The 25,805-nt window shown below is 71.2% G+C and carries 19 protein-coding genes and 1 pseudogene; 2 read left to right on the plus strand and 18 right to left on the minus strand.

Annotation, left to right across the window (positions count from 1 at the left end):
• Window positions 1-68 precede the first annotated feature (68 nt).
• A complete protein-coding gene (locus ACOBQU_RS09130; RefSeq protein ID WP_423625655.1) occupies window positions 69-437 on the plus strand; it encodes an NTP pyrophosphohydrolase in 369 nt (122 codons plus the stop codon).
• Window positions 438-945: 508 nt separating this feature from the next.
• Here ACOBQU_RS09130 and ACOBQU_RS09135 read toward each other — a convergent pair.
• The 5 genes from ACOBQU_RS09135 to ACOBQU_RS09155 all read right to left on the minus strand — a co-directional run bounded on the left by ACOBQU_RS09135 (window position 946) and on the right by ACOBQU_RS09155 (window position 8,074).
• Window positions 946-2,019 carry a C40 family peptidase gene (locus ACOBQU_RS09135; RefSeq protein ID WP_423625657.1) on the minus strand — a complete coding sequence of 358 codons (1,074 nt, stop codon included), beginning with the start codon at window positions 2,017-2,019 and terminating at the stop codon, window positions 946-948.
• 26 nt (window positions 2,020-2,045) lie between these two features.
• Window positions 2,046-2,528 carry a poly-gamma-glutamate biosynthesis protein PgsC/CapC gene (locus tag ACOBQU_RS09140; protein WP_423625659.1) on the minus strand — a complete coding sequence of 161 codons (483 nt, stop codon included), beginning with the start codon at window positions 2,526-2,528 and terminating at the stop codon, window positions 2,046-2,048.
• Window positions 2,525-4,339 (minus strand): poly-gamma-glutamate synthase PgsB, encoded by a 1,815-nt coding sequence (gene pgsB, locus ACOBQU_RS09145; protein ID WP_423625661.1) that lies wholly within the window; start codon window positions 4,337-4,339, stop codon window positions 2,525-2,527. The genes ACOBQU_RS09140 and pgsB overlap by 4 nt, the downstream gene beginning before the upstream one ends.
• A gap of 5 nt (window positions 4,340-4,344) precedes the next feature.
• On the minus strand, window positions 4,345-6,576 hold the full coding sequence (locus tag ACOBQU_RS09150) for a HAMP domain-containing protein (RefSeq protein ID WP_423625663.1): 2,232 nt from the start codon (window positions 6,574-6,576) through the stop codon (window positions 4,345-4,347).
• Between the two features lie 301 nt (window positions 6,577-6,877).
• Window positions 6,878-8,074, minus strand: coding sequence for a CapA family protein (locus ACOBQU_RS09155; protein ID WP_423625665.1), 1,197 nt, complete (start codon window positions 8,072-8,074; stop codon window positions 6,878-6,880).
• 62 nt (window positions 8,075-8,136) lie between these two features.
• Here ACOBQU_RS09155 and ACOBQU_RS09160 point away from each other — a divergent pair, with 62 nt between their 5' ends.
• Window positions 8,137-9,306: a hypothetical protein gene (locus tag ACOBQU_RS09160; protein WP_423625667.1), complete on the plus strand. Its 1,170-nt coding sequence runs from the start codon at window positions 8,137-8,139 to the stop codon at window positions 9,304-9,306.
• 12 nt (window positions 9,307-9,318) lie between these two features.
• Here ACOBQU_RS09160 and ACOBQU_RS09165 read toward each other — a convergent pair whose 3' ends face one another.
• The 13 genes and pseudogenes from ACOBQU_RS09165 to ACOBQU_RS09225 all read right to left on the minus strand — a co-directional run bounded on the left by ACOBQU_RS09165 (window position 9,319) and on the right by ACOBQU_RS09225 (window position 25,697).
• The gene (locus ACOBQU_RS09165) at window positions 9,319-10,794 is read right to left on the minus strand and encodes an ArnT family glycosyltransferase (RefSeq protein ID WP_423625669.1); all 1,476 of its coding nucleotides are present in this window, start codon (window positions 10,792-10,794) and stop codon (window positions 9,319-9,321) included.
• A gap of 73 nt (window positions 10,795-10,867) precedes the next feature.
• Entirely contained in the window at window positions 10,868-12,391 is a 1,524-nt protein-coding gene (locus ACOBQU_RS09170; protein ID WP_423625671.1) for an amino acid permease, read from the minus strand.
• A gap of 600 nt (window positions 12,392-12,991) precedes the next feature.
• Entirely contained in the window at window positions 12,992-14,923 is a 1,932-nt protein-coding gene (gene dxs, locus ACOBQU_RS09175) for a 1-deoxy-D-xylulose-5-phosphate synthase (RefSeq protein WP_423625673.1), read from the minus strand.
• Window positions 14,924-15,157: 234 nt separating this feature from the next.
• The gene (locus ACOBQU_RS09180) at window positions 15,158-16,453 is read right to left on the minus strand and encodes a sugar ABC transporter permease (protein ID WP_423625675.1); all 1,296 of its coding nucleotides are present in this window, start codon (window positions 16,451-16,453) and stop codon (window positions 15,158-15,160) included.
• Window positions 16,450-17,244, minus strand: a complete 795-nt coding sequence (locus ACOBQU_RS09185; protein WP_423634358.1) for an ATP-binding cassette domain-containing protein — start codon at window positions 17,242-17,244, stop codon at window positions 16,450-16,452. The genes ACOBQU_RS09180 and ACOBQU_RS09185 overlap by 4 nt, the downstream gene beginning before the upstream one ends.
• A gap of 194 nt (window positions 17,245-17,438) precedes the next feature.
• Window positions 17,439-18,539 carry a sugar ABC transporter substrate-binding protein gene (locus tag ACOBQU_RS09190; protein WP_423625677.1) on the minus strand — a complete coding sequence of 367 codons (1,101 nt, stop codon included), beginning with the start codon at window positions 18,537-18,539 and terminating at the stop codon, window positions 17,439-17,441.
• Between the two features lie 121 nt (window positions 18,540-18,660).
• Window positions 18,661-19,860, minus strand: coding sequence for an ROK family transcriptional regulator (locus ACOBQU_RS09195; RefSeq protein WP_423625678.1), 1,200 nt, complete (start codon window positions 19,858-19,860; stop codon window positions 18,661-18,663).
• 199 nt (window positions 19,861-20,059) lie between these two features.
• The gene (locus ACOBQU_RS09200; protein ID WP_423625680.1) at window positions 20,060-20,992 is read right to left on the minus strand and encodes a carbohydrate ABC transporter permease; all 933 of its coding nucleotides are present in this window, start codon (window positions 20,990-20,992) and stop codon (window positions 20,060-20,062) included.
• Between the two features lie 15 nt (window positions 20,993-21,007).
• Window positions 21,008-21,936 (minus strand): annotated as a pseudogene (locus tag ACOBQU_RS09205) (carbohydrate ABC transporter permease).
• Window positions 21,937-21,986: 50 nt separating this feature from the next.
• Window positions 21,987-23,429: an N-acetylglucosamine/diacetylchitobiose ABC transporter substrate-binding protein gene (gene ngcE / locus ACOBQU_RS09210; protein WP_423625682.1), complete on the minus strand. Its 1,443-nt coding sequence runs from the start codon at window positions 23,427-23,429 to the stop codon at window positions 21,987-21,989.
• Window positions 23,430-23,788: 359 nt separating this feature from the next.
• Window positions 23,789-24,475, minus strand: a complete 687-nt coding sequence (locus tag ACOBQU_RS09215; RefSeq protein WP_423625684.1) for a response regulator — start codon at window positions 24,473-24,475, stop codon at window positions 23,789-23,791.
• Complete coding sequence (locus ACOBQU_RS09220) at window positions 24,472-25,371, minus strand: sensor histidine kinase (RefSeq protein ID WP_423625686.1); 900 nt, start codon at window positions 25,369-25,371, stop codon at window positions 24,472-24,474. The genes ACOBQU_RS09215 and ACOBQU_RS09220 overlap by 4 nt, the downstream gene beginning before the upstream one ends.
• Window positions 25,287-25,697, minus strand: a complete 411-nt coding sequence (locus ACOBQU_RS09225) for a hypothetical protein (protein WP_423625688.1) — start codon at window positions 25,695-25,697, stop codon at window positions 25,287-25,289. Before ACOBQU_RS09225 ends, ACOBQU_RS09220 begins: the two co-directional genes overlap by 85 nt.
• Window positions 25,698-25,805 lie beyond the last annotated feature (108 nt).

Genomic DNA, 25,805 nt, shown 5'->3' on the forward strand with positions numbered 1-25,805 from the left:
GGTCGCGGTGCCCCCACTCTAATGGGCGCGGGTGGGGGCGCCCCACCCGGGCGTGCGACCCTTGCCGCATGGACACAGTGACCCTGGTCGTGGACGCCGCGAACGTGGTCGGTTCCGTGCCGGACGGGTGGTGGCGGGACCGGCGGGGGGCCGCGGAGCGGCTGCGGGACCGGCTGGTGCCGGTCGCCGCGGACGGGGTGCCCGGGGTGCCGGGGCCCCTGGACGTGGTCCTCGTCGTGGAGGGACGGGCTCGGGGGGTGGAGTCCCTGCCGGGTGTCCGCGTGGACTCGGCGCCGGGCAGTGGCGACGACCGCATCGTGGAGGTCGTCGCCTCCCTTGCGGGACCGGTGGTCGTGGTCACCGCGGACCGCGAACTCCGCGCCCGCGTCACCGCCCTCGGCGCCCGCACCCTCGGCCCCCGAACCGTCCGCCCCTGACCGGGCCCCCCTTCCCACCCGCCCACCCGTCACCGGTCCCACACAGGCGAACGCCCCCTGAGGGGCTCCTTCACCGTCGGCGGCTGCGGCTCCGTGCTGGGGCTCTTCCCCACCCGCCCACCCGGCGCCGGTTCGACATGGGTGTGGGCCCCCTGTGGGGGGTGATCGCCGTCGGCGGGTGCGAGTGGTCTTCCCACCCACCGGCCCGCACGCGCCGAACGAGAGCAGGACCCACCACGCGCAGGCGCCACCGCCCACACCATGACAGGGCGGTCACGGGTGGGCGGGTGGGAAAGCACCCCCCACCGGGCCGCGCGCGCTGGACGAGACCGGGACCCGCCACACGCAGGCGCCACCGCCCACACCATGACAGGGCGGTCACGGGTGGGCGGGTGGGAAAGCACCCCCCACCGGGCCGCGCGCGCTGGACGAGACCGGGACCCGCCACGCGCGGGCGCCGCCGCCCACCCCCCGGGGGGCGGGAAGCGGCGGCGGCACCCCCCGGCGGTCAGAGCCGCTTGGCGCTGCGGAGGGCGGCGGCGTAGTACCCGTTGCCGTCCAGCCGAGACGTACCGCCCTTGTCGCCGATCGTCGGCCCGTTGACCTCCTCGCGGCTGGAGATGAAGATCTTGTGGCCGTCCGCGTCGTGGCCGAGGTAGATGCCGACGTGGTCGAGCCGTTCCTTCGTACGGGCGTCGAGCTTGAAGAAGACCAGGTCGCCGGGCTGGACGACGTCGATGGTCTTGGGGCGGTCGGCGGGCGACACCCCCTTGAGGGGGATGACGGGCGCGCCGACCTTGCCACGGGCCATGCCGTTGGCGGTGCGCGGCAGACCGTCACCGGCGGTGTCCGTGGCCATCAGCGGGTAGCGCGCACGGTAGCCGAAGACGGTCCGGATGAAGCCGGAGCAGTCGATGGCCCGGGCCCGCTTGGCCTCCGGCTGGATGGTGGTGCCGTCGCGGAAGGTGTACGGGATGCCGAGGTAGTCGTAGAAGTCGGACTGCTCCTCGCGCAGGTCGTTGCCCTCGCTGCCGTTGGGGTTGAGGGGCCCGAAGTTGGCGTCACCGGCGTAGGCGATGCCCTCGTCGTCCTTCTTGACCGGCGCGCCCTGGACGTACTGGAACGCCATGGCGAAGATGTCGTCCTCCTCGCTCCCGGCGTACTGCTTGTACCAGTCCTTGAACCACTTCTCCTTCTCCGCGCCCTTGCGCCACACCTCCGGCATCAGCCGGACCCAGTCGTCGGTGACGACCCGGGACTTGGTGTTGGCGGGCTCGGTGAAGGTGCGGCTCGGGCCGGTGAGCGTGGCGGTGCGCGCGCCGTCGGTGAAGGAGGCGAGGACCTTGCCGCCCTCGGTGCGCAGCACGGTGCGGTCGGGGTTGCGCAGGCGCTCCCAGGTCTGCTTGCCGCCCTGCGCCGAGGCGCCGTTGTCCAGGCGGCCCGGCGAGTCGGTGACGGCCTGCACCTCGGGCGTCTTGTTGTCCTCGTCCTTGCGCAGCTCGACGGTGAGGTAGACGCTGCCCGCGAGCAGGGCGAGGACGGTCGCGGCGTGGACGGCGGGGCGCTTCTTCTTGGGCGGCATGTGTGGCTCCGGTAGTCAGGCCTGGGTCAGGCGGACGGCATGAAGCCGAGGAGGATCCCGGCGGTGAGGACGACGTAGGCCATGAGCGTCACCGAGCCCGTGGCGAGCAGGGTGGGGCCCTTGGGCTGGCGCACGAGCTGGTAGGCGATCAGGCCCGGGACGATGAAGCCGAGGGTCTGGTTGCTGTACATGAGCGGGAACTCCAGCGACAGCACGATCATCACGGTGGCCTGGAGCACCACGCCGGTCAGGACGACCGCGGCGAACAGGCGCTTGCCGTAGAGGATCACGAACCGCTGGACGAGCAGGGTGCAGAGGTAGCACAGGACGGTGACGCCGACCACCATGGCGGCGCGCTGGAGGTCCTCGACGAGGGTCAGCGCGAGCCAGCCCGGGGTGATCATGCCGCCGGGCGACAGGTTGGTGGTCAGATAGCAGACCAGGGAGAAGAGCAGCCCGAGCGCGATACCGACCGCGGCGATCTCGGGGGTGAGGACGGAGGGGATCAACGGGGCTCTCCTGGGCTGTGCCACTGCTGCGTGTCGTCGGCGGCGGGGGAAACGGGCGGGACGCGCGGCTCGAACAGGCCGCGGGGCCGGTCGGGTTCCGGCTGTGACGGAGGGTGCGCGTCGTAGGCGGGCGCCCCCTGGGGGTCGTACGCGGCGTAGGACGCCTGGGACGGGGCCTGTGCCTGGCCCTGGGCGTACGGGTCCTGCGCGGGGTGGCCCTGGCCGGGCTGGCCCTGCGCGGCGTACGGGTCGTGCGGCGCGTACTGCCCGTAGCCCTGGTCGCCCTGCTGCTCGCCGTACGCCTGCTGTCCGTACTGCTGCTGGGACTGGTACTCGTACTGCTGCTGGTGTTGCTGCGGGTGCTGGTGGTGCTGCTGGTGGTGTCCGGCCTGCTGGTGGTGTCCGGCCTGCTGGTACTGCTGCTCGCCGTACGCCCCGTACGGCTGCTGCTCCCCGGCGCGCTGCGCCGGGACGTGCACGGGGGTGGCCGGGGCGAGCTGCGGGGCGTAGCGGTTCTCGTACGCCTCCGGGTAGTGCTGGTACGGGTCGAGGTGCGGCTCGTACAGCGGGGTCGACTGGGTGTCCTCGGGGCTCGCGCCGGGGGCGGGCGGCGGCGCGGGGTCCTCGCTCTCGTCGGCGGGCAGCTCGGCGAGGTGCTCCAGGAGCAGCTCGCCCTGGCCGTGGATGTTGCCGATGGCGACGAGCGAGGAGTTCGGGCCGAGCTGGCCGAGCAGCTGCCCCATGAACTCCTCGGGGTCGCGCCGGTCGCCGCCGAGGTCGACGGCGCGCGAGCGCCACTCGCCGGGGATGGCGTCGATCGCGGACTTGGCGGGGTGGCCGATGACGAAGACCTTCTCCGGCTGGAGGTCGGGGATGATCTCGCCCATCTGGCCGTTGCGCTCGACGCGGTCGGGGCGGCAGTTGATGACGACGTTCAGCGGCCGGTGGATGGCGCCGAGGTCGAGGAGCTGGTTGATGTTCATCAGCGTCGACTCGGGGTCGTTGGCCGCGAAGACGTTGGCGAAGCGCAGCTTCTTGTCGTCCTTGGTGACGTACCGCTCCACGGAGAGGACACCGGGGTCCGGCGGGGCGTCGTACATGCCCTGGAGGGCCGTCTTGCGCTCCACGCCGAGGAGTTCGGCGACCTTCAGGGCGATGGCCACGTTCTCCTTGAACGTGAACCAGCTGAACCCGCGCAGCTCCTCGTCGGTGACCGTCTCCGGGTCGGCGTAGATGAGCTGGCAGTTCCGGGCGTCGGCCTCCTCCTTGAGGATGTCGAAGCGGTCCTTCTCGGCGGTGACGCAGATGCCGTCCTCCGGCATGGAGCGGGAGAGGGAGCGGGCGACGTCGTCGAGGGTGGGGCCCATCTCCGCGAGGTGGTCCTCGCGGACGTTGCACAGCACGCCGATGGTGGAGCGGATCAGCTTGGACTGGTTGATCTCCTGGAGCGCGGGCATCACGGCCATGCACTCGATGACCAGGGCGTCCGGGTTGTACGCCGCGGCGCGGCGGACGATGCCGATCTGCTCGACGACGTTGGCGATGCCGAACTTGCGGTAGACCGGCTCCTCGGTGGCATCCGGGTGGATGAACCGGGCGGCGGTGCCGGTGGTCTTGGCGACGGTGGTCAGGTCGCCGCCGCGCAGGGCGCCCGCGCACAGGCGGGTGATGGAGCTCTTGCCGCGGATGCCGTTGACCAGCACCCGCGTGGGTATGTGCTCCAGGTTGGTGAAGTGCCGCCGCTGCTCGATCACCCCGGCGACCAGCAGGATGGCGCAGCACACCACGAGGACGGTGTAGAGGAAGTACACGGTGTTCAGTTCCTTCCGGCGAGCGGCGCCGGGGCGCCGTCCCGCTTGCGCTGCGAGCCCAGTTGCTGCCGGATGAGCTCCAGGCTGCGGGTGACGGCACCGACCTCGTCGTGGTGGACGGGGAACAGCACGGTGCGACGGTCGCCGTCGGCGAGCTTCTCGGCCTGGTCGGCGAGGAGGCGCAGCGGACGTACGACGATGATGTGCAGCCAGCCCAGGCAGGCCGCGGCGGCGGTGCCGCCGAGCAGTCCGGCGAGGACCGTGCGGTTCTGCAGCGTGTACTCGGGGATGGCGAGCCCGGAGGCGGGCTGCCAGCTCACCACGGTCCAGCCGATGGACTCGGCGGCGCCGCCCCCGGCGAACGGGGACGCGGCGGCGATCTGGACGTCGTCGCCGTCGCGGTAGAGCACGCCGCTGGGGCGCGGGCTGACGCCGACCTTCTGGCTCGCGCTCTCCACGAGGCCGTCGATGCGGCCGCCGGGCAGCCCCTGGAACTCGCGGTAGCCGGTGTTGCCGCCGATGATCTTGCGGTCCTTGTCGACGACGCGGACCGTGCCGAGGCCGGGGCGCTTGAGCAGCGAGTTCAGGAAGTCGATGCGGAACTCGCCGACGACCGCGGTCCCGGCGCGGCCCGGCACCTCGGCGGTGCCGATGATCACGGGCTCCTTGCCGTCGTCGTCCAGGACCCGGATGGGCTGCGCGGACGGCTTGTCACCGGCGGCGCGCGGGTCGCTTCCGGCCTCGGAGAGGACCTTGCCCTTGGCGTCGAGCACGTACAGGGCCCGGTAGCGGCTGTGCTGGTTGAGGGTGTTGTCGAGGACCTTGTCCATCTCGTCGGGCTCGGTGCGGGCGCCGATGAGGGAGGCCACCGACTGGAGGTCGGCGTGGCCCTCGTTGAGGGCGCGGCGCACCCGGTCGGAGATGGTGTCGGTGCGCTCGCGCTGGTCGTTGACGAGCTGCTGCGGCACCTGGACGTCGCCGCCCGCGCGGTTGAGCAGCAGCAGCAGCGGCGCCGCCCAGACCAGCAGCAGCACGCCGCAGACCGCCAGGAGCGTGCGGGTGCCGAACGTGCGGCGGCCGCCCTTGGGGGTCTTGGCGGCTTCGGCGGGCTCGCCCAGGAGCTGGCGGCGCAGCCGTTCGAGGGCGGCGCCGATGCGGGCGGCCTCGCCGTACTTGGGCGCGGTCACCGGGCGGCTGAGGTCGCCGCGGGTCAGGCGGCGGCTCTCCAGGAACAGCCGGATCAGCGGGCGCTGCACGGTGCGCAGCAGCAGGAAGACGGTGAGGCCGCCGATGAGCAGCAGGGCGCCCGCGGCCATCAGGCCGAAGGCGGAGCTGTCGGCCCGCTTCTGGTCCTCGGTGACGGGGACGAGCGCGACGACGCTGAGGCCGAGCCGGGTCGCCACCGTGGACTCGCCCGCCTCGGGCGGGGCGAGCGAGGCGTAGCCGCCGACGGCGCGCTCGCCGTGGAAGCGGTCGCCGATGAGGTGGCCGCTGACGCCCTTGTAGCCGCCGGAGCCGGGCTCCTTGGACCGGATCGGGTGCTGGCGCGACTTCTTGGCGGCGGTCTGCGCGAACGCCTTCAGCTGCTGCTTGGCCTGCTGGACCTCCTGGCGCTCGGAGGGCCCGCTGACCTGCTCGGGCGTGGGGATGCCCGCGGTGCTCAGGATCCGGCCGTCGTGCCCGACGACGGCGATGGAGCGGAACTGGCCGAGGCTGATGCCGGGGAAGCGCAGGCTGCTGGAGGCGACCAGGAGCTGCTGCGGCTGGCCCTTCCAGGAGAGGACGGCGAAGGCGAGCAGGCGGGTCTCGCCGTTCTCCAGGCGGACCATGCGCGGCTGGAGGCCGTCCTCGTCCTTGAGCTTGGTGCGGTCGATGGCCGTCAGCGGCACGTTCTCGCCGCGCGCGGCGAGCAGCTTGCCGGAGCGGATCTCGACGACCGCGGTGCCCATCCACTTCTGGTAGACGCTGCTGATCTTGTCGAGGACGGCGTCGGCGGGCACGGGGTCACCAGCGTTGAAGAGCCCCGCGGTGCGCGTCAGGTCGGTGACGGACTCGTCGATGGAGGCGCGCAGCGCGATGGCGCCGTCCTCGGCGAAGTGCTGCTGGGACTGCTGGACCGCTTTGGGGACGGCCTCCTGGCCGACGCGGCCGAGGGTGAGGGCGGTGACGCCCGCCAGGGCGAGGAGCAGGACCGACAGCACGGCGATCGGCGGACGGATTCCGCCGATCAAAGACATGTCGGTCCTTCGGCGGACCTTGTGCCGCCGCTTCGTGGGCGAAGCGGCCAAGGGGGTGCTCCTCTCCTGGAGTGACACGGTGGGGTGACACGGCGTACGGATCTCACCCCATGGCGTAACAGCGCGCACAGGGCGATCGGAATGTCATGACCCATGACGGGGCCGGATGGATGTACGAGAATAACCATGTGTGAGCTACGTCAAAGATCGGCTCCCACAACGGGCTTGGGCCGCGACGGGCCGTTCACCCTCCGTTCGCCGGAACTTCTTCTTCCGGCGGTTCCCCGATCGGGGCGGCGGCTCAGTCCGGAAGCTTCTCCAGCGGCTTGAGGCCGTCGGCACCGGCGCCGCGGTTGAGCAGCGTGCCCTCGGTGCGCTCGAAGGCGACCCGGTAGCGGGAGCGCCGCTCGCCGCTGACCTTCCCGCCGTCCCGCATCGCGTCCGCGACGACCAGCAGGCGGTAGTCCCGCACGGCGTCCTTGGGCACCTTCCCGGCCTCGTCGGGGTCCGGCGGGATCTCCAGGAACGTCGGCACGTACTTGGCGGCCACGTCCCAGGAGCCGTCGCGCCTGGTGAGCTCGAACCAGCCGATGACGCCTTCCTCGGTGAGGCCGCTGGGCCGCTCGTGGCGCGCGATCTGGTTGCCGAGTCCGTACGCGACCCAGGTGCCGTCGATCTTCTCCATCGGCTGCACGACGTGCGCGTGGTGGCCGATCACCAGGTTGATGTCGGTCTCCTTGGCGATCCGGCGGGCCAGCTCGGTCTGCTCGGCGGCGGCGTTGGGCTGGTACTCCTTGCCCCAGTGGACGCTGAGGATCACCACCTCGGCGCCCGCGGCGCGGGCCTGCTTCTCGGCGGCGGCGATGGCGTCGAAGTCGGTCAGGTTGGCGATCCACGGCTTGCCCTTGGGCACCTCGTGGCCGTTGAAGTTCAGCGCGTACGACAGCTGCGCGACCTTCACGCCCTTGACCGTGGTGATCAGCGGCTTCTTCGACTCGGCCTCGGTGCGCGCCGAACCGGTGTGCTTCAGGCCCGCCTTGTCGAGCGCGTCCAGGGTGCGGGTGACGCCCTCGGCGCCGTGGTCGATGGAGTGGTTCGACGCGGTGGAGCACTGGTCGTAGCCGACGCCCTTGACCGCGGTGGTGATCTGCGGGGGCACGGCGAAGTCCGGGAAGCCCTGGAAGGGGCCCTCGGGCTTGCCCACGACCGGCTCGAAGTGGCAGATGCCGAGGTCGGCCTTGCTGATGACGGGCTTGATCCCGGCCATCATCGGCCCGAAGTCGAGCCCGTGGTCGCCCTTGCCGGTGGCCTTGGCGTCCTTGCGGGCCTGCTCGGTGAGTTTGGGGTGGATGAGGATGTCGCCCGCCGCGGCGACGGTGAACGTGGGATCGCCGGAGGCCTTGTCGTCGGAACCGCCGAAGGGACCGCACGCGGTGCCCGCGAGGAGGACGAGTGAGGTCGCACAGACCTGTATGAGCCTGCGAGAGGGACGTGTCATCACGGGGATATCTTTATACAACCATGACTCGCCCTCCAATTCGGCCCATAATAAACGCAAAGTTGCTGGGAGTTGTCGCCCTGGTGACGGCCGGGGTGCTGACCCTCACCCAGTGCGGCTCGCCGTCCGACGACGACAGCCGCTCCGGGGCGTCCGGCGACCGGACGTCGGCGGGGCGCCACGGCGGCGGTGACGGCGGTGGCGGTGACGGTGACGGCGGTCGCCCGTCGTCACGAGCGCCGGGTGACGAGACCTCCGACGGCGACTCCGGCACATCCGACGAATTCGATGAACACGGCAATTCCGGCGATTCCGATGATTCCGATGATTCCGAGGATGCGCGGAATTCGGGTGGTTCTGGCAGCGGCTCCGACGACGACTGGGACCGGGGCCTCCCGGGCGTCAGGGCCGACCTCGTACGCCGGATCACCTCCTTCACCTCGGGTTTCCACGAGGACAGCGGCTATCGCCGCCCGTCCGCCGACGTGCGGCGGGCCGCCGCCTCCGGTGTCGCGGCGCTCGTCGACCGCCGCCGCGAGCGGGCCGAACGCCGCCTGGCGAGCGCGCACCTGAGCGTGCGCACCGTCACCGACTCGGCCACCGGGCGGCGGTACGCGGAGGTCGCCGAGGTCAGGGATCGCTCCGCGGACGCCGCGTCGCCGCGCGGCTGGGGGCGGGTGTACGTGGACCTCGACTCCCCCGTGCGCTGGTCCGTGCAGGTGCCGCACCCGGTGGCCGACCGGGACACCGAGCGGCTCGGCGCGGAGTTGCTGCGCCGCGCCCGCGGGGGCGTGCTGGTCGTCGCAGGTGCACATCGCAAAGCGGGGCGCGGCGACGAGGCGGACGTGGCGCACGAGCGGAGGAGTGTGTTCCACGCCATCGTCGAGGAGCTGGCCGAGCGCGGGCTTCCCGGCATCCAGGTGCACGGCATGGCGGACGACTCGGCGCCGGACCACGACGTGGTGGCCTCCACCGGCCGGGGCCGGGAGGCCGTGCGGGAGGGCCGCGACCTCGCGCGGGCCCTCGCCCGCCGCGGCTACGAGGTGTGCCGCTCCTGGGCGCGCTCCTGCCCGCTGGAGGGGAGGGCCAATGTGCAGGGCCGGGACGCCAAGGCGCAGGAGAGCGAGTTCCTGCACGTGGAGTTCGCCCCGAAGATGCGGACCGAGTCCCGGCACCGCCGGGCGGCGGTCGCGGCCCTCGCGGAGGTCACGCGGGACTGGCGCCGCCACTGACCGGGCCGGGCCCTACCGCCCGGCCCGGGCGTACAGCACCGCCCCGCCCACCTCCCCCACCGGCTCGTACCGCTCGCGCAGCACCCGGCCGAGGTCCGGCACCCGCCGGGGCGCGTACGGCTTGCCGCGGGAGTCGTCGACGATCAGCGCGGGCGGGCGGCGCCCGAGTTCGGCGCGGAAGGTGTCCCAGGCGCCCGCCATCGCGTACCGCTCGCCGACCTGGGGGCCGTCGCGGCCGCCGCTGTAGTTCGTCAGGAGGCCCGCGGTGAGGTAGCGGCTCGCGGGGGCGCGGTCGGCGAGCCAGTACGTCTCGGGGTGCATGCCCCACAGCAGGACCCGCTCGTGGGGGGCCGTGCGGGCCCGTACGGTGTCGGCGAGCCGCTCGGCGTGGGCGAGTTCGGGGCGCGGCGCGAGCAGGCCCCAGGTCACGAAGAGGGCGCAGCCGCACGCCGAGGCGAGGACGGCCCGCGCGGTGCGCTCCCCGGGCAGGGTCTGGAGGGCGGCGGTGCCGAGCAGCGCCAGCGGCGGGGTGAGCTGGAGGAAGTAGTGGCCGAAGAAGTGGCAGCCGAGCAGCACCGCGGCGGCCGACGCCAGCAGCCACAGCCACAGCTCGGCCGCGCCGGTCCTGGCGATCCGCAGGACCCGTACGACGGGTGGGAGCAGGCCCGCGCAGGCGGCGCCGAGGATCGCCGTGTTCACGAGCCCGCGGCCAAGCACGTGGAGTCCGGAGCCGCTGACGGAGGCGTACGTGCCCGAGCCCGTGACCGTCCAGAACAGGAAGCCCCCGGGCGTGGTCACCAGGGCCGCCGCGAGCACCGGCGCGGCGAGGCCCGCGGCCAGGCGCAGGGCGTCCGCGCGGCGGCGCCCCGGCAGGGCGCGCCGCCGCAGCAGCCACAGCACGGGCAGCAGGGCCGCGCCGCCGGTCTGCTTGGCGAGGAACGCGCCCGCCACCGCCGCTCCGGCGAGGCCCGGTCGGCGCCGGTCGGCGCACCACACGGCGGCGGCCGTGCCCGGCAGCATGAAGACCTCGAACGTCGCGGCCTGCGCGTCCTCCGGGTTGAGCCCGACGGAGATCAGCAGGTACAGCACGCCCGCCGTGCGGCCCGCGCCGTCGCCCCAGCGGCGGCGCGCGAACGACGCGAGGAACGCGGCCGTCGTGACCTGGGCGCCGACGGCGAGCAGCTTCACGGGCAGCAGCGAGGTGTCGCCGAAGACGGCGAAGGCCCCCTGGTACAGCCAGGGGACCAGCGGGGGCTTGCGGTCCACGACGGTCTCGTAGAGCGCGCCGCCGTCGGCCAGCATCCGCGCCTGGACGGCGAGGTAGCCCTCGTCCGGGTTCCACAGCGGCCGCGTGAAGGACGGCAGGCGGGTGGCGCAGGCCAGGAGGGCGAGGGCGGGCAGCAGCGCGGGCCAGTATCCAGGAGGTGCGGGTGTGCGGGGGTCGGCGGTGGGCACGGAGTGTGACGGATCATGGGGCTCGACGAGCATGCCCGCACGCTATTCGGCCCCGTACGCCCCCGTCGAACACGGACATGCAGGGCCGAACCGAAAAGCGAGTCGACTACTTTCCGTCACGTCCCGGCGGGCGGAGCACCTGGCCGACCGTGGTCTCCTCCTGCCGCCCGAGGCGGCTGTGGGAGCGCCCGTAGACGAAGTACACGAGGAAGCCGAGCGCCATCCAGATGCCGAAGCGGAGCCAGGTCTCGGCGGGCAGGTTGAGCATCAGCCACAGCGACGCGGCGACGGACAGGCCGGGCAGCACGGGCACCCAGGGGGTGCGGAAGGCGCGGTGCAGGTCGGGGCGGGTGCGGCGCAGGATGATCACGCCGACCGCGACGACCACGAAGGCGAAGAGGGTGCCGATGTTCACCAGCTCCGCGAGTTCGCTGAGGCTGGTGAACCCGGCGACGATCGCGATGATCACGCCGAGCAGGATGGTCGGCCGGTGCGGCGTCTTGAACCTCGGGTGGACCCGCGAGAAGAACCGCGGCAGGAGCCCGTCGCGGCTCATCGCGAAGAACACCCGCGTCTGGCCGAGCAGCAGGATCATGCAGACCGTGGTGAGGCCGACGGCGGCGCCGAAGCTGATGAAGCCCGCGTACCAGGGGTGCCCGGTGGCCTTGAACGCGTCGGCGAGCGGGGCCTTCACGGACAGCTCGCTGTAGTGCTGCATGCCGGTCACGACGAGGGACACCGCGACGTACAGGGTGGTGCAGATCAGCAGCGAGCCGAGGATGCCGCGCGGCATGTCCCGCTGCGGGTTCCTGGTCTCCTCGGCGGCCGTGGCGACGACGTCGAAGCCGATGAAGGCGAAGAACACGACCGAGGCGGCGGTGAAGACGCCCATCACGCCGAAGTTGCTGGGCGCCCAGCCGAACATCAGCTGGATCAGCGGCGACTGGATGTCCCCGCCCGCCTCCACCGGCTGCGACTTCGGGATGAACGGGTCGTAGTTGGCGCCCTTGACGAAGAACGCGCCCGCCACGATCACCACGAGGACCACGGCGACCTTGACGGCGACGACGAGCGACGTGATCCGCGCGGACAGCTTCATGCCGAGTACGAGGATGCCGGTGAGGACGAGGACCAGGGCGGCGGCGAGGATGTCGAACCCGAAGCCGTCGGCGCCGTCGCGCCCGCTCAGCGCCTGAGGCAGCTGCCAGCCCGCGTTGTCGAGCAGCGAGGCGATGTACCCGGACCAGCCGACCGCCACCACCGCCGTGCCCAGCGCGAACTCCAGGACCAGGTCCCAGCCGATGATCCAGGCGGGCAGCTCGCCGAGCGAGGCGTACGAGAACGTGTACGCCGATCCCGCCACGGGGAGCGTCGAGGCGAACTCCGCGTAGCAGAGCGCGGCCAGGGCGCACACCACTCCCGCCACGACGAAGGCCAGGGCCACGGCGGGGCCCGCGTTGTTCTTGGCGACGGTGCCGGTGAGGACGAAGATGCCGGTGCCGATGATGACGCCGACGCCGAAGACCGTCAGGTCGAGGGCGGACAGGGATTTCTTGAGCGCGTGCTCCGGTTCCTCGGTGTCGAGGATGGACTGCTCGACCTTCTTCGTCCGGAAGAGGGTGCTGCTCACTGGCGTACCTCCCACGCGTGTCGTCTTCGACATGATCGAGAGGGGATGTACGCCGGGTGCCCGCGCGGCATGCGATTCACGCTAAGGGGTAGGCCAACTACGCCCGACTGGCCGGGGGCCCTGTGCGGGGGCGCCTCCCCCAGCGGGACCTCCCCACCATCGGCGACTGCGGCTCCGTGCGTGGCCTTCCTCTCCCACCCGCCCACCCGTGACCCCCCAGCAACCAGGCAAACGCCCCTTGTGGGACCTCCCCACCATCGGCGACAGCGGCTCCGTGCGTGGTCTACCTCTCCCACCCGCCCACCCGTGCGCCCCCAGCGGAAGGTGGACGCTCCTCGTGGGGGTTTCTCGCCGTCGGCGGCTGCCCCACAAGAGCCCCGCAGCCGCCGACGGCGGGATGGGGGCACCAGAGGCGGTCACCCCACGCGTGGCAGCAACGGGCGGGCGGGTGGGAAAAGGAAACCACCCACGCACCCGCAGACGCCGACGGCGAGGCAGGGGCACCAGCGGGCGGGTGGGAAAGGGGAAGGAAGCCGCGGACGCCGACAGCGAGGCAGGGACGGCGCCCCCGGGTAGGGGGGAACCCGCGGCTGCCGGAGGCTAGTCGCGGGCCGGTTCCACGGAGTCGACCACAGGCCCCCGGCCACGCTCAAGGCGCCCGTCCAGCTTCGCGACGAGCCCGGTGACCTGCCGGGCGATGTCCGGCGCGGTGAGCCCGATCTCCGCCAGGACCTCCTTCCGGGACGCGTGGTCCAGGAAGCGCGGCGGAATGCCGAAGTCCCGCAGCGGCACGTCGACCCCGGCGTCCCGCAGGGCCTGGGCGATGGCCGAACCGACGCCCCCGGCACGGGAGTTGTCCTCCACGGTCACCACGACCCGGTGCCGCTCGGCCAGCGGCGCCATCGCCTCGTCGACCGGCTTGACCCAGCGCGGGTCGACGACGGTCGTGGAGATGCCCTGCTTGTCGAGGAGGTCGGCGATCTCCAGGCACATCGGGGCGAGCGCGCCGACGGAGACGAGAAGCACATCGGGCCGCTCGGCGTCGGGGCGGCGCAGCACGTCCATGCCGCCGACGCGGGCGACGGCCTGCACGGCGGGCCCGACCGCGCCCTTGGAGTAGCGCACGACGGTCGGCGCGTCGTCGACCTCGACGGCCTCGCGCAGCTGGAGCCGGACCTGGTCGGCGTCGCGCGGCGCGGCGATCCGCAGGGTGGGCACGCACTGGAGGATGGACATGTCCCACATGCCGTTGTGGGAGGCGCCGTCGGTGCCGGTGACCCCGGCCCGGTCGAGCACGAACGTGACGCCGCACTTGTGCAGGGCCACGTCCATGAGCAGCTGGTCGAAGGCGCGGTTGAGGAAGGTGGCGTACACCGCGAAGACGGGGTGGAGCCCCCCGGTGGCGAGGCCCGCGGCGGAGACGGCCGCGTGCTGCTCGGCGATGCCGACGTCGTACACCCGGTCGGGGAATTCCTCGGCGAACTTCTTCAGGCCCACCGGCTGGAGCATGGCGGCGGTGATCGCCACGATGTCGTCGCGCTCGCGGCCGAGCTTGACCATCTCCTCGCCGAAGACGGAGGTCCAGTCCATGCCGGACTCGGAGATGGGCAGGCCGGTGTCGGGGTGGATGGGGCCGATGCCGTGGAAGTGGTCGGCCTCGTCCTGCTCGGCGGGCTCGTAGCCGCGGCCCTTCTCGGTGATGCAGTGGACGATGACCGGGCCGTTGAAGCGCTTGGCGCGCTGGAGCGCGGACTCGACGGCCTCGATGTCGTGGCCGTCGATCGGGCCGACGTACTTCAGGCCGAGGTCCTCGAACATGCCCTGCGGGGCGATGAAGTCCTTCAGGCCCTTCTTCGCGCCGTGCAGCGTCTCGTACAGCGGCTTCCCGACGACCGGGGTGCGCTCCAGGATGTCCTTGCCGCGGGCGAGGAAGCGCTCGTAGCCGTCGGTGGTGCGCAGCGTGGCGAGGTGGTTGGCGAGGCCGCCGATCGTGGGGGCGTACGACCGCTCGTTGTCGTTGACGACGATGACCAGGGGGCGGTCCTTGGCCGCGGCGATGTTGTTCAGTGCTTCCCAGGCCATGCCGCCGGTGAGGGCGCCGTCGCCGATGACGGCGACGACGTGGTCGTCCTTGCCGCGCACCTGGTTGGCCTTGGCGAGGCCGTCGGCCCAGCCGAGGACGGTGGAGGCGTGGCTGTTCTCGATGACGTCGTGCTCGGACTCGGCGCGCGAGGGGTACCCGGACAGGCCGCCCTTGCCGCGGAGCTTGGTGAAGTCCTGGCGGCCGGTGAGCAGCTTGTGGACGTACGCCTGGTGGCCGGTGTCCCAGAGGATCTTGTCGCGGGGGGATTCGAAGGCGCGGTGCAGGGCGATGGTCAGCTCGACGACGCCGAGGTTGGGACCGAGGTGGCCGCCGGTCTTGGAGACCGCCTCGACGAGGAAGCCGCGGATGTCGTCCGCTAGCTGGTTGAGCTGTTCCGGGCCGAGCAGGTCCAGATCGCGCGGTCCCGTGATGCGGGTCAGCAGCGGCACCCGTGCCTCCTTGCAGTAGAGCGTTCACGCCGTTCGAGCATTGCCGGGCCTGTCGAGTCTAATGTTCCGCCGTTGACGGCGGAGTCCGGGCCGGGAGTCGTACGTCACGCGATCGGCCGTAAATCGCCGGGAACACCTGGTCACGACTGGAACGAACGTTCCAGTTGGTGAATGGCTCACAGACGGCCGCCCGCCCGGTACCGGACGGGCCGGTACCGGGCGGGCGGGTCCTGATCAGGCGCGGCCCGCGGACTTCTGGGTGCGCCGGGAGACCGAGTCGATCACGACGGCGGCGAGCAGCACCGCGCCGGTGATCATGTACTGGATCTCGCTGGCCATGCCCTCCAGGTTCAGGCCCTGCTGGATCGACTGGATCACGAGCATGCCGAGCAGCGCGGACCAGATCTTGCCCCGGCCGCCGAAGAGGCTGGTGCCGCCGATGACGGCCGCGGCGATGACGATCATCAGGGTGTTGCCGCTGCCGAGGCTCTTGGTGGCGCCGCCGGACAGGCTGGCGATGAACAGGCCGCCGAAGGCGGCGAGCATGCCGGAGATCGCGAAGACCGTGATGCGGACGCGGTCGACGTTGATGCCCGCCCGGCGCGCGGCCTCGGCGTTGCCGCCGACCGCGAAGACCTGGCGGCCGAAGGTGGTGCGGCGGACCACGAAGTCCGCGATCACCAGGACGGCGAGGAAGAGCACCAGGGCCAGCGGCAGACCGCGGGCGCCGTCGGGCTCGTTCAGGAAGTACGCGACGACGAAGCACAGGACGGCGAGGACGCCGGTGCGCAGCAGGATCTCGCTGAGCGGCCGCGAGGGCAGCCCCGCGGCCTTGCGGCGCTTGGCGTCGAGCAGCTGCGAGCCCGCGTACAGCAGGACGGCGACGAGCGCGAGCCCGTACGCGGCGGCCTTGTCGGCGAAGAAGTGGGTGGTGAGGTCCTCGACGACGGAGCCGGTGGGGGTGTTGATGCTGCCTTCCTTGCCCATCAGCCAGATCTGCAGGCCGCTCCAGCCGAGGAAGCCCGCGAGGGTGACGACGAAGGCGGGCACGCCGACCTTGGCGAAGAAGATCCCGTGGACGGCGCCGATGACCAGGCCGCAGACGACGGCGGTGATCACCGACAGCCAGTCGCCCCAGCCGTGGTTCACGCTCAGCACCGCCCACACGGCGGCCCCGACGCCCGCGACCGAGCCGACGGACAGGTCGATCTCGCCGAGCAGCAGCACGAAGACGATGCCGACGGACATGATGCCGACGCCGGAGGTGAACACGGCGATGTTGGCGAGGCTGCTCGCCGACAGGAACTTGTCGTTCTGGAGCTGGAAGACCAGGGCGATGACGATCAGGCCCACGACGACGGGCAGCGAGCCCAGCTCACCGCCGCGCACCTTGCGCAGGAACTCCGTCCAGTACCCGGCGAAGCCCTGCTCGCGCACGAGCAGGCGGGGGTCGACGGCGGTGGTGGGGGTGGCGCTCGGCTCCGCTTCGACGGCGGGCTTCTCGGTGGGGGTCTTGGCGAGGTCGCTCACTTCGCGTCCTCCTTCGTGGCGGTACGCGCCCGGCGGCGGGTCACGGCGTTGTCCGTGGCGCCGGTGATGGCGGCGATGATCTCTTCGGGGGAGGTGTCGGCGACGGGGAAGACGCCGTTGTTGCGGCCGAGCCGGAGCACCGCGACGCGGTCGGCGACGGCCCGGACGTCGGCCATGTTGTGGCTGATGAGGATGACGCCGTGGCCGCGCTCGCGCAGGCGTTCGACCAGGTCGAGGACCTGCGCGGTCTGCTCGACGCCGAGGGCGGCGGTGGGCTCGTCGAGGATGACCACCTTGGGGTCGCCGACGAGGGCGCGGGCGATCGCGACGACCTGGCGCTGGCCGCCGGAGAGGGCGGCGACGGGGATGCGGACGCTCGGGATGCGGATGGACAGGGTGTCCAGGAGCTCGCGGGCGCGCTTCTCCATGGCGATCTCGTCCAGGACGGAGGCGGTCCTCAGCTCGCTGCCGAGGAACAGGTTGGCGACCACGTCGAGGTTGTCGCAGAGCGCGAGGTCCTGGTAGACGGTGGCGACGCCGAGGTTCTGGGCGTCCTGGGGGCGGCCGACGCGGACCTCGCGGCCCTCCCACTCGATGGCGCCCTCGTCGATGGGGTGGACGCCCGAGATGGTCTTGACGAGCGTGGACTTTCCGGCGCCGTTGTCACCGACGAGGGCGACCACCTCGCCGGTGTGGATGTCGAGGTCTACGTCCGTGAGCGCCTGGACGGCACCGAACCGCTTGGAGACCCCGCGCAACGCCAGCACGGGCGTAGCGGACACGTGAATCATCTCCTTCGCCGCCTGACCGGCGGGGATGGCGAGCGAGAACAAGAAGAGAAGGGGAGCTGGGACAGGGGGTGCCGGTGCCCGCCCTCCGGCTGCGGGGCGGGAGGTGCCGAAAGGGTGTGCGTGCGGGCACCGGACGCTGGGAAAGGTGTCTCGCGGCCGCGGGGCCGCGTCAACTCCCGAGGACGGTCCGGGGGTTACTTGATCCCGGCGTCTTCGCAGGCGGACTTGAACTGCTTGGTGCAGATCTCGCTCGCCTTGTAGACCTTGTCCTTGACGATCGTGTCGGCCACGTCGTCCTTGGTGATCGCCTGGGCGTCGTACAGCTTGGCGGGGATGCCCTTGTAGTCGCCGCTGAGCGAGTTGACCTTGCGGTCGGTGAGGTCGTCGATCTTCTTGTCCTTGAGCAGGCGGACCGCGATCTCGGCGGTGGTCTCGGCCTCCGGCTTGATCTGCTTGTAGATCGTGAACGCCTGGTCGCCGCTGAGCAGCCGCTGGACGCCCGCCAGCTCGGCGTCCTGGCCGCCGACGGGGACGTCGATGCCGCGCTGCTTCAGGGCGGTGATGATGCCGCCCGCCATGCCGTCGTTGGCGGAGTAGACGCCGTCGAAGCCGTCCTTGCCGAGCTTGTCGATGGCGGTGGCCATCTTCTTGTTGGCCTCGTCCGGGGACCAGTCGGGGATGTCCTGCTCGTAGACGACCCTCTTGACGTTCTTGTCGAGCACCGAGTGGGCGCCCTTCTTGAAGAACGGGGCGTTCGGGTCGGTCGGCGAGCCGTTGATCATGACAACGTTGGCGTCCTTGGCCTTGGAGCCCAGGGCCTTCACGAGCGCGCCGCCCTGGAGGCGGCCGATCTTCTCGTTGTCGTACGACACGTACGCGGCCAGCGGGCCCTCGGCGAGCCGGTCGTACGCGACGACCTGGACGCCCTGCTTCTCGGCGCGCTCCACCCAGCCCTTGGTGGACTTGTAGTCCACCGCGTCCAGGATGATCACCTTGACGCCCTGCGTGATCAGGGCGTCGAACTGCTTCTTCTGGGTCTCGATGTCCTGCGCGGCGTTGTTGTACTTGACCTCGCAGTCGCCGCACAGCGACTCGATCTTCGCCTCCATGATCGGGCGGTCGAAGGTCTCGTAGCGCGTGGTCTTGTTCTCGGGCAGGAGCAGACCGATGGTCTTGCCGTCGCCGCCGCTGCCCTTGTCGTCGTCGCCGCCACCGGCCTCACCGCACGCGGCCAGGCCGAGGGCCATGGAAACGCTGGCGGTGGCTATGACGACGCGGCGCGTCACTGCGTTCATTGGGGGTGCCTCCCTGACATGGCCGCGTCGTTGCGGCCGAGGTGGCTCGAAGTCAACTCGGCCGTCCCACACGCGTCAAGGAGTAAATCCTTAACGAGATGACAACGGTGCCATGCGTTATCTAAGTGAAGGCAGGCGCGGCCGTCGTCAGGCTCCCGTCCAAAAGGGTCGAATCCCCCATCTCGCTGAGGGCCAGGGCGAGCGCCCCGAGCACCTCGGCGCGGGCCCCAAGTGCCCCGGGGAGCACGGACAGTTGACGGGCCGCGCTCGGGATCGCGTACCGCCCGACGGACTCCCTGATCGGGCCGAGCACCAGCTCGCCCGCCTCCGCCAGGGAGCCGCCGAGGACGACCCGGCTGGGATTGAGCAGGTTGCAGAGGTTCGCGACACCGCTGCCGATGTGGCGGCCCACGTCGGCGATCACCCGGCGGCAGCCCGGGTCGCCGTCCCGGGCGAGGGCGACCACGCGCTCCATGGTCAGGTCGGTGCCGTGGCTGGAGTGCAGCAGCGGCAGCACGTACCGCGTGGCGGCGAAGGTCTCCAGGCAGCCGCGGTTGCCGCAGCGGCACACCGGCCCGGACTCGTCGAGCGTGATGTGGCCGATCTCCCCGGCCGTGCCCCCGGGCCCCCGGTAGATCCGCCCGCTGATCACCAGGCCCGCGCCGACGCCGCTCGCGACCTTGATGTACGCGAGGTCCTTCACGCCGCGCCCGCCGCCCCAGACCAACTCTCCGAGGGCGCCCAGGTTGGCGTCGTTGTCCACGTGCACCGGCACGCCGAGCCGGGCGCCCAGCTCCTCGGCGGGCTTGGCGCCCGCCCAGCCCGGCAGGATCGCCGTGGAACCGAGCGTGCCGGACTCCACGTCGATGGGGCCCGGCACGCCGAGGCCGACGCCCGCGATCTTGGCGCGGTCCACCCCGGCCTTCTCCACCAGGCGGCCCACGAGCCGCTCCGCCCGGTCCAGGCCCTGCGCGGCGGAGGCGTCCACGTCCAGCGGCTCGGACTCCTCGGCGAGCACCTTGTGCGCCAGGTTGCCGAGGGCGACCCGCAGGTGGGCGTGGCCGAAGTCCACGCCGATCACGATGCCCGCGTCGCCGCTGAGCGAGACGCTGCGGGCCCGCCGCCCGCCCGCCGACGTCGGCGTGACCTCGACCGTGCCGCGCTCCTTCAGCTCCCGCACGATGTTCGACACCGTCGCGGCGGACAGGCCCGTCGTCCTGGCGATCTCCGCCTGCGTGAGCGACCCGGCGAGCCGCACCGCGCGCACGACCCGCTCCAGATTTGCCCGGTGCAGTGACGACTGCGACCCAGGAGTCTCCATCGACTCATCCACTCCCGCCTAGGGCGGGCGGCGCCATCGCCGCCCGTACAAGTTGTGAACTCCAAGCTCCGCTGAAGGGGTTGCCGCAGTCAAGTCCTTGAGGGAAATCCGGGCCGTGACGGCCCGCGGCGGCACGCGTACGGGGCGTCCCGCGGGCGCGGGGCCCGCGGGACGCCCCGGGAGGCGGACGCGTGGCCGCCTATTTGATGGTGGCGGCCGTGAGCCCGGACTGCACCTGCCGCTGGAAGGACAGATAGACGACGAGGACCGGGATCATGGAGATCGTCATGCCCGCGTACAGGGCGGGCAGGTCGGTCTCGTAGTTGCCCTGGTTCATCAGGTTGACCAGGCCCTGGGCGAGCATGGAGCGGTCCTTGTCGCCGCCGCTCTGCTTCTGCATCAGGGTCAGCGGCAGGATGTACTGGTTCCACTGCCCGAGCACGTTGAAGATGCCGACGCTGATCAGGCCCGGCTTCGCCATCGGCACCATGATCTGGAAGAACACCCGGGTGTGCGAGGCGCCGTCGATGACCGCCGCCTCGTGCACGGCCGTCGGCAGCGTACGGAAGAACGAGTGCAGGTAGAAGACGGTGAACGGCAGCGAGTACGCCACGTACACCAGGATCAGCCCTTGGTACGTGTTGAGCATGCCGAGCCGGTCGACCATGAAGTACAGCGGCACCAGCGCGAGGAACACCGGGAACATGGACCCGGCGACGAAGAAGTAGTACAGGAACCGGTTGCCGAAGAACTCGTAGCGGGCTAGCACGTACGCCGCCATCGCGCCGAGCAGCATGGTCAGCGGCACCGAGAAGACCATCACGATGAGCGTGTTCAGCAGGTAGTCGCCGACGCCCTTCTCCCAGCCGCGCTGGAAGGCGTCGAGGGTCCACTCGGTGGGCCAGGACCAGGCGCTGGACTTGATCTGCGAGTCGGTCTTGAAGTTGCCGAGCAGGATCCAGAACAGCGGCAGCACGATCATGATCGCCCACAGGACCAGGAAGCCGTGCGAGAAGGCGTTGAGGGTCCTGCCCTCCAGGCCGTCGCGGCGGCCGGGGCCGCCGCGCCCGGTGCCGCGCTGGCCGGGCACGTCGACCTTGGTGACGGGGGGTTGCGTCGCGGGAGCCGTCATGTCGCTCGCGCCTCCCTAGTACTCGATGCGGTCGCGACGGCTGAGCCGCAGCGTGACGATGGACACGATCAGGGTGAGCAGCAGCATCACCACGCCCATGGCGCAGGCGTAGCCGCTCTTGCTGTACGTCTGGAAGTTCCGCATCAGATACGTCGAGATGACCTCGCTGCTGTGGTCGGGGCCGCCGCCGAAGTCCTGGGAGGTGAGCGTGGAGATCAGCAGGAACGCGTCCATGGCGAGGATCGCGAGGAACACCCAGGCGGTCTGGATGGTCTCCCACAGCAGCGGCAGCGTCACCCGGAAGAAGGTCTGGACGCGCCCGGCGCCGTCGAGCAGCGCGGCCTCGTAGATGTCCTTGGGGATGGACTGCATGGCGGCGGAGAACAGCACCATGTAGAACCCGGCCCCGGCCCACACCATCACGAAGACGATGCACCACAGGACGAGGTCGGGGTCGTTCAGCCACTCCGTGGGGTTGTTCTTGTCGCCGAGCCCGACGGCTTGCAGCGTGCCGTTGATGAGACCCGAGTCGTCCCCCGGTACACGGCCTTGAAGAGGATGGCGAGGATCGCGATGGACAGCACCTGCGGGAAGAAGAAGACCACCCGGTAGAACCGGGAGCCGCGCACGCCGCCGACGCCGCCCGCGCCGCCACGCCCGCCGACGTTCACCATGAAGGCGAAGAACAGCGAGAGCAGGATCGTGAGGGTGGGCACGAGCACCAGGAGCAGGGCGTTGTGCTGGAGCGCCTTGACGAAGACGTCGTCCTTCGCCAGGTCCTTGTAGTTGTCGAACCCGATGAAGTCGAACTTCTGTGAGGCGCCGCTCCAGTTGGTGAACGAGTAGCTGATGGTCTGGATGTAGGGCCAGATCACCAGCAGTACGTAGAGACCGACCGGAAGGATGAGGAATCCCGCGATGAACGGGTACTTTTTCCGATGCATAACACCCTGCTCCCGATAGTGCCCGGTTACTCCCCCCTCTTTCCGCCGCGCTACTTCTTCTTGTCGGTCTTCTTCTGGGCTTCCTTGTCGACGGCCTTCTGGCAGCGCTCCAGCCACTTCTTGGGCGTGAGGCGCTTGGCCATCAGCTCACCGGTGGCGTTCTGGATCTCCACGTCCAGCTCGCCGTACCACTCCGAGTAGCGGAAGTTGAAGCGCTCGTCCACGGGGCAGGCGTCGACGGCGGCGAGGGCGGTCTTGATGCCGGGCCGCAGCTGGACGCTCTTGTCGACGTACGTCGGTCCGAGCACCGACAGCGAACTGGCCTCCTTGGCCAGGGCGGTGGCGCCCTCCTTCGACAGCATCCGGCGCAGGAACTCCAGGCCGCCGGGGACGTTCTTCGCCTTGGACGGCACGATGAACGGCTCGTCGGCGCCGGTGCGCACGGCGTGCAGCTTCATCTTGGAGTCCGGCAGCAGCGGCACCGGCAGGAACGTCATCTCGAAGTCGTCGGGCGTCGCCTGCGCCTGCTCGTTCTCGATCCACGAGCCGGACGGGATGAAGACCGCCTTGTACTCGTTCCACTTGGTCTGGGCCTCGGTGTGCTCAAGGGAGTTGGTGCCGGGCATGAGCAGGCCCTTCTCGACGATCTCGTAGACCGCCTCGACGGCGCGCTCGGCCGCGTCGTTGCCGACGAACGCCTTCGGGTCCAGCTCGTCGATCGCCTTGACCGCGTCCATCCCGCCGGTCTTGGCGATCAGGTCCATGATGACCATGTTCATGTAGTACGGGTACTTGCCCTGGTGGGCGAGGCCGCCGATGCCCTTGGACTTGGCGTCCTTCATGATGTCGAGCATCTGGTCCCAGGTCTTCGGGGCCTCCCAACCGTGCTTCTTGAACAGCTTGTTGGAGTACCAGAGCCCCCAGGCCGCGTACACGTAGAACAGGGCGTGGAACTTGCCCCCGAACGTGCCCTGTTCGATGGTCCCCGGCAGCATGATGTCGCGGACCTTCTTGCTGGGGTCGTCGACGGACGGCGCGTCGAGCAGCTGCGTGAGGTCGGTGAGGTGCCCCTCCTTGAAGAGGGTGTCGAGCTTCATCTTCTTCGACCCGGAGTTGTCGACGACGTCCGGCGGGTTGCCCTTGTTGAAGCGGGGCTGAAGCCGTCCGGTGACGTCCTGCTCGCCGCTGTGGGACACGGTCCCGCCGTACTTCTTCTGGAACGACTGCTCCCACGCCTTGGCGTACGAATCCCCGTACCCGCCCTTGAAGATGAAGACGTCGAGGTCGTTGCCCTTGGCCACGCCGAACGGGTTCTGCTGGGTCTTCTTGACCGTCTTGGCCTTCTCGTTGTCGTCGTCGCCACCGCCGGAGGCGCACGCCGAGAGGAAGCCCATCGCGGGCACCGACACGATGCCGAGCGCGGCACCGCGCTTGATCAGCTCGCGCCTGCCCACACCGTTGGTCGCGCCCGGGTTCTCTGAGGTGGATCCCATGCTCAAGTCCTCGCCTTCTTCCAGGACTCAGGCGGTGAACCGGATCCTCCCCGGCACCGCGGAGTAGTGAAGCTGGGGTGGTGCGATGGTACGGAGGTGCAGCGGGATTCGTCCGGCGGCGGTCGGGCCGTTCGCCCACGGCCGGTCGGGCCGGGCCGCCCGGACGCGCACAGGTATAGTCCACTCGCCAGCGGGCAAGCAAGATCGAATACAGGTTGGGCCTGCGACCTTTTCCGAGTTGAGACCTGTTTATCGCGGCGACGCGCCACAAAGTACGGCCCCCTTCCGAAAGTCCAATTTCCGGGCACCGCAGGGGCCTTGACCACACCCCGGCGAAGTGGTTGGGCCGCCCCGCGCGGTCAGCCGGTGAAACCCGGTACGACCAGGCCGGATTCGTACGCGATCACCACGGCGTGGGTCCTGTTCTGCGCGCCGAGCTTGGTGAGGACGTTCCCGACGTGGGTCTTCACCGTCTCCAGGCTGACGGTGAGCGCCGCGGCGATCTCCGGGTTGGACAGGCCGGTGGCCATCAGGCGCAGCACCTCCTCCTCCCGTGCCGTGAGGGCCGCGTCCGGCAGCGCGGCGGCGGAGTCCAGGGGGCGGGCGGTGACCATCCGGCGCAGCGCCGCGGGGAAGAGGATGGCCTCGCCCGCCGCGACCACGCGCACGGCCTCCGCGATCTGCGGGACGGGGAGCCGCTTGAGCACGAATCCGCTGGCGCCCGCGCTGAGCGCGGCGGTGACGTAGTCGTCGTTCTCGAAGGTGGTGATCACCACGACCTTCGGCGGCGCGGCCGCGTCGGCGAGCAGCTGCCGGGTGGCCTCGATCCCGTTGCGGCGCGGCATCCGTACGTCCATCAGGACCACGTCGGGCCGCAGCGCCCGCGCCCGCTCGACCGCCTCGACGCCGTCCGCGGCCGCGCCGACGACCTCGATGTCCGGCTGGGCGGCGAGCAGCACGCCCAGGCCACTGCGCGTCACCTCGTCGTCGTCCGCGATCAGGAGGGTGACGGGGGCGCCGCCGGGGCCGGTGGGGGTGTCGGTCATGCCGGGAACCGTACGGGCAGGCTTGCCGCGAGGCGCCAGTGGCCGGGGCCGTGCGGGCCGGACGCGAACGTGCCGTGCAGCAGCCGCACGCGCTCGGCGAGGCCGGACAGGCCGTGCCCGGACGTGGGGAAGGCCCCCGCCCTCGCGCCCGGCCCCGCCTTCGCCCCGGTCCGGTTGACGACGTCGAGGTCGAGGCCGTCCGGTGTGGCCGCCACGCGGACCTGGATGGGGCCGCCCGCCCCGTGCCGCAGCGCGTTCGTCAGGCCCTCCTGGAGGATCCGGTACGCGGCCCGGGAGGGCGCCCCCGGCACCCGCGCCAGGTCGTCGGGGAGGTCCGGCTCCACCACCGCGCCCGCGTGCCGGAGCCGTTCGAGGAGTTCGGGCAGGTCGGCCAGGGTGCGGGTGGGCGCGGTCCGCGCCTGCTGGTCGCGCAGCGCGCCCAGCACGTAGTCCAGGTCCTCAAGGGCGGACCGGGCCGACTCCTCGATGCCGCGCAGGGCGGCCCGCGCCGCCACCGGGTCGGTGGCGAGCACCTCGCCCGCCACCGCCGCCTGGATGGTGGTGGCCGTCAGGGTGTGCCCGATCGAGTCGTGCAGTTCGTGGGCGAGGCGGTTGCGTTCGGCGAGGGTCCGCTCCCGCTCGGCGGCGAGCGCGAGCCGCTCGGCCGCCGACGGTCCCAGCAGCCTGGGCGCGAGCCACCGCAGCGCGCTCGTCGCCGCCGCGCACCCGCCCGCCGCGAGCAGCAGGCAGCCGAGCGCCACCGCCCAGCTCGCCCAGCCGTCCTCGGGCCGCAGCGTCCGGCCGAACAGGCTCAGCTCCAGCTCGGCGCCGAGCCAGCCCCCGGCAGGGTCACGCCCATCACGACCAGCAGGCCGCCCACCAGCGCCACCGCCCACCCGAGCGCCACGTGCAGCAGGAGCCACAGCGGGGTCCGTCGGCGGTCGGCGGCGGGGGTGGGAGCGGGCAGCGCCACCTTCAGCAGGGGGCGGGCGGCCGCGATCAGGCCCCGCCGTGTGGTGCGCGCGAGCCCGACCGCGCCGGTCAGCGCCGCCCAGACGAGCAGGGTCAGGGCGACCCGCACGCCATCGGGAGCGGATGCCCACACCAGCGCCGGAAGCAGGGCCAAAGGCAGCAGCGCGAGGCTCGCGAAGGCGCCGAGAAGGGCGAACAGCGCGCCCGCGTAGGTGGAGCCGCGCAGCAGCGGCCGAATTCCCTTCCACATGATCGGACCAGTATCGCCGGGACTTCCACCGGCGGCCTCCCCCGATCGAGGGAGGGCCATTTCCCGCTTTTCCGCGATGCGTTTCCGGGCCCCCGAAATCCAGGATCT

This window comes from Streptomyces sp. G45 (assembly GCF_049542095.1).
In the GTDB taxonomy this organism is placed as follows: domain Bacteria; phylum Actinomycetota; class Actinomycetes; order Streptomycetales; family Streptomycetaceae; genus Streptomyces.